The 4084-nt window shown below is 73.5% G+C and carries 4 protein-coding genes; 2 read left to right on the top strand and 2 right to left on the bottom strand.

Translation table 11 applies throughout. From position 1 onward, the window contains the following. The first annotated feature begins 10 nt into the window (after window positions 1–10). Window positions 11–1774: a beta-N-acetylhexosaminidase gene (locus tag E1182_RS29570; RefSeq protein ID WP_132271009.1), complete on the top strand. Its 1764-nt coding sequence runs from the start codon at window positions 11–13 to the stop codon at window positions 1772–1774. On the opposite strand, the gene E1182_RS29575 is transcribed toward E1182_RS29570, so the two are convergent. Both E1182_RS29575 and E1182_RS29580 read right to left on the bottom strand, forming a co-directional pair. Further along, on the bottom strand, window positions 1732–2148 hold the full coding sequence (locus E1182_RS29575; RefSeq protein ID WP_132271007.1) for a nuclear transport factor 2 family protein: 417 nt from the start codon (window positions 2146–2148) through the stop codon (window positions 1732–1734). The genes E1182_RS29570 and E1182_RS29575 overlap by 43 nt on opposite strands. Window positions 2149–2192: 44 nt before the next feature. Continuing rightward, a complete protein-coding gene (locus E1182_RS29580) occupies window positions 2193–2999 on the bottom strand; it encodes a helix-turn-helix domain-containing protein (protein WP_132271010.1) in 807 nt (268 codons plus the stop codon). Between the two features lie 265 nt (window positions 3000–3264). Here E1182_RS29580 and E1182_RS29585 point away from each other — a divergent pair, with 265 nt between their 5' ends. Further along, the gene (locus tag E1182_RS29585) at window positions 3265–3636 is read left to right on the top strand and encodes a nuclear transport factor 2 family protein (protein ID WP_132271008.1); all 372 of its coding nucleotides are present in this window, start codon (window positions 3265–3267) and stop codon (window positions 3634–3636) included. Window positions 3637–4084 lie beyond the last annotated feature (448 nt).

A 4084-nucleotide genomic window follows, 5' to 3' on the forward strand; every position in this document is an offset into this window, starting at 1 on the left:
GAGCAACACCGTGCCGCCCACCCCGACCAACCCCGAGACCCGCCCGCAGCCACCGGCCGCCGGCCTGCCCACCCGCCGGCCGGGCGCCGCCGACCTGGCCCGGGACGCCGCCCGGACCGCCGGGCACCTGCTCACGCCGCCGGCCCCGGTCCGCCTCGACGACGTGGTGCCGGCCCCGCTCTCGGTCGTGGCGGACCCCGGCGCCGACCACACCCTCGCGGCCGACGCCGTCATCCGGGTCACTCCCGAGGCGGGCGCGCGGGACGTCGCCGAACAGCTCGCCGACCTGCTCCGGCCCGCGACCGGCTATCCGCTCCCGGTCACCGACGCGGCACCCGGTGGCGCCGAACTGACCCTGACCGTGGCCGGCGCCGACCTCGGTTCCGGCGCGCCCACGGATTCCGGCGCGGGGGCGGGGCACGGCGACGAGGGCTACCGGCTGGAGATCACCACCACCGGGGCACGGCTCACCGCCGACACCGCCACCGGCCTCTTCCACGGGGTGCAGACGCTGCGGCAACTCCTCCCGGCCACGATCGAGAGCCGCACCCCGGTGGACGAGCGCTGGGTGCTACCCGGTGGCGTGATCGTCGACCGGCCGCGCTTTCCGTACCGGGGGGCGATGCTCGACGTGTCCCGACACTTCTTCGCCGTCGAGGACGTCCTGCGAGTTGTCGACCACCTGGCCCGGTACAAGCTCAACCACCTGCACCTGCACCTCACCGACGACCAGGGCTGGCGGATCGCGATCGACTCCTGGCCCCGGCTGACCACCGTCGGCGGCACGACCCAGGTCGGGGCCGGCCCCGGCGGGTACTACTCGAAGGCCGACTACCGGCGGATCGTCCGGTACGCCGCCCGCCGGCACGTCACGATCGTCCCCGAGGTCGACCTGCCGGGCCACACCAACGCGGCGCTGGTCGCGTACCCCGAGCTGGCTCCGGGCAAGGTCGCGCCCCCGCCCTACACCGGCACCGAGGTCGGCTTCAGCCACGTCGACCCCGACGACGAGCGGACGTACGACTTCGTCGCCGACGTGCTCGGCGAGGTGGCCGCCCTGACCCCAGGCCCGTGGCTGCACATCGGCGGCGACGAGGCGTTCAAGGTCAAGGGGGCGGCGTACACCGGCTTCGTCGAGCGGACCCAGCGAATCGTCGCCCGCACCGGCAGGACGGTCATCGGCTGGCACCAGATCGCCCCGGCCGCCCACCTCGACGGGCGGGTGCTGCAGTGGTGGGGCACCAACGGCGACGACCCCGAGGTCGCCAAGGCGGTACGCCGGGGCGCCCGACTGATCCTCTCCCCCGGCAACCATGCCTACCTGGACATGAAGTACGCCCCGGACACCCCGATCGGCCACGACTGGGCCGGCCTGATCGACGTGCGCCGCGCGTACGAATGGGACCCGGGTGCGCACCTGATCGGGGTACCGGCCGAGGCGGTGCTCGGGGTGGAGGCCCCGCTCTGGACCGAGTCGGTCACCACGCTGGCAGAGGTCGAGTTCATGCTTCTCCCCCGGCTGCCCGCCCTCGCCGAGCTGGCCTGGTCACCCCGGGCCATCCACGACTGGGCCGGGTTCCGCGACCGGCTGGCCGGGCACGGCCGCCGCTGGAGCACCGCCGGCATCGCCTTCCACCGCTCCCCCGAGGTGCCCTGGCCGGCCGAGCGGGCCGACGGTGACCGGCTCGACCGCGAGCCCACGCGCCCCTTGCCCAGCCAGCCAGGCCCGGGTCAGTCCCGGCAGGCCTCGACGACGGCGAGGCTGTCCTCGTAGACGTGGTGGCGGGTGATGAGACCGTCCTCGACGGTCAGGTGCAGGGCGAACCGGGTACGGAACCTCTTGCCGGTACGGCGCACCGTCTGGGACGTCTCGCCGATCACGACGGCGTGCGGCCCGTCGACGAGGATGTTCGTGACCGTGGCCGAGCCCTGCCCGGGCACGGTGGACGCGGCCAGGGTGCGATGGTGGTCGGCGACGTCCGCCCGGGTGGATCTCGGGCGGATCCAGGGCACGTCGGGATGCGTGGCGTCCGGCCAGTCGACCTGCCAGTCGACCCGCTCGGCGTACACCTCGGCGATCCGGTCGGGGTCCTGCCCGGCGACGATGCGGGACAGCAGCTCATCAACGGTGCGACGGGTGGTGGACATGCCGTTCCTCCTCGGTGTCGGTGTCGGTGTCGTGGTGGGGTCGGTCATCGCCGGGCGCGGTCGCGCAGCACCGACGTGGTGTGGTCGTCGGCCGGGTAGAACGACTCGATGGACAACTCGGCCAGGGTGACGTCCAGGGGCGTGCCGAACGTCGCGATGGTGCTGAGGAAGACCAGCTCCCCGCATTCGTGGCGCAGCCGCAGCGGCACCACGATCTCGCCCGGGCCGGGCAGCTCGATCTCCGGTTCCGGGCTGTCGCACGGGTAGGCGCGCAGCTCGGCCTCCAGGGCCGCCAGGTCCGCGTCGCCGGTCAGCTCGACCTGACGGCCCAACCGGCTCAGCAGGTGCCCGCGCCACTCGCCGAGGTTGGCGATGTGCGGTGCGAGCCCGTCCGGGTGCAGGCTGACCCGCAGCACGTTCGCCGGTGCGACCAGCAGCTCCGGCGCGACCAGGTCGGTGAGGAGCGTCAGGCTGGAGTTGGCGTCGATCAGGTTCCAACCCCGGTCGACCACCACCGCCGGATACGGCTCGTGACCGGACAGCACCTGACGTACGGCGGCACGGACCGCCGCCATCTGCGGTGCGCCGAGGGCGTTCTCCGGGTACGCCGGCGCGTAGCCCGCCGCCAGCAACAGCCGGTTGCGTTCGCGTAGCGGCAGGTCGAGTGGCCCGGCCAGACGCAGCACCATCTCCCGGCTCGGCCTGGACCGTCCGGTCTCGACGAAGCTCAGGTGCCGGGTGGAGATCTCCGCGCGGATGGACAGCTCCAGCTGGCTGAGGCGGCGCAGCTCCCGCCACCGGCGCAGTGCCTCCCCGACCGGCGGCGCGGACGTGTGGACGGTGGCGCTCATCGCCGGCCCCGCACTGCGCTCGTCGGGACCGGTCGAAACCTCGAACGGCGTACGCGGCATGTGGTCATCATGATCCCCCCGTCTCGGGTCCTGGTGCGGTGCCCGGCACCACTGTGCCGCGCGGCGGGCCGCCCGTCGATTACCTGCCGGGTAATCGCCGACGGTCCGATTCACGGCCACGGGCCATTACCCGGCAGGTAATCGACACTCCCCGTCGGACGGTGCCAGGGTTCTCGCCGTCACCAACCGACGATGGGAGCACCCGATGAGTACGCACTCCGACCTGGTCGACCGTTACCTCGCCGTGTGGAACGAGCCGGACGCCGCCGCCCGAGCGTCGGCGGTCGCCACCCTCTTCACCCCGGACGCCACCTACACCGACCCGCTGGCGGCGGTACGTGGTCACCAGGAGATCACCGCCGTCGTCACCGGGGTACGGGACACCTTCCCCGGGCACGTCCTGCGCCGGCACGGCATCGTGGACGGGCACCACGACGTGGTCCGGTTCGGCTGGGAGCTGGTGCCCGCAGCGGGTGGCGACTCCGTGGTCGTCGGCTTCGACGTCGCGGTCTGCGACCCGGACGGCCGGCTGCGTGCCGTGCACGGTTTCCTGGACAAGGTGCCCGCAGCGGCCTGATCCGCGTGAAGCCTCCGCCCGGCCGGTGTCCATCGGCCGGGCAAGGCGCGCGTGACGGCCTCCGCGCAGGCTTCTTGATCAACAGGGTGAGCGGGTGGGGTGAACGGCGCGGGGGTGCGGTGTGTCTCGCTGGGGCGAATGTCCGGTCTGACCTGTGCAGTCCCGTGGCCGCGGCCACCCCGGTGGCGGAATCGGCGACAGGGCCGGGGCGTTGTACATGGCACAACCACCGGTGTTCTCCCACCGGCCACACGGCCGGCCCCGACAGCGTCGGGGCGTGGAATGCGGGCCCCGCCGGGCTGGTTACATCTCCCGGACACCGAGGCCCGGCCCGTGGAATGCGAGCCCCGCCGGATCGGTTACATCCCCCGGACACCCGAGCAGGCACCGCCGCCAGGCGTCCCCCCGGACCCCGCGCAGGCACCGCCGCCGGACCGTCCCCCTGAAC

Origin of the sequence: Micromonospora sp. KC721, assembly GCF_004348355.1 — a bacterium.
Taxonomy (GTDB): Bacteria; Actinomycetota; Actinomycetes; order Mycobacteriales; family Micromonosporaceae; genus Micromonospora.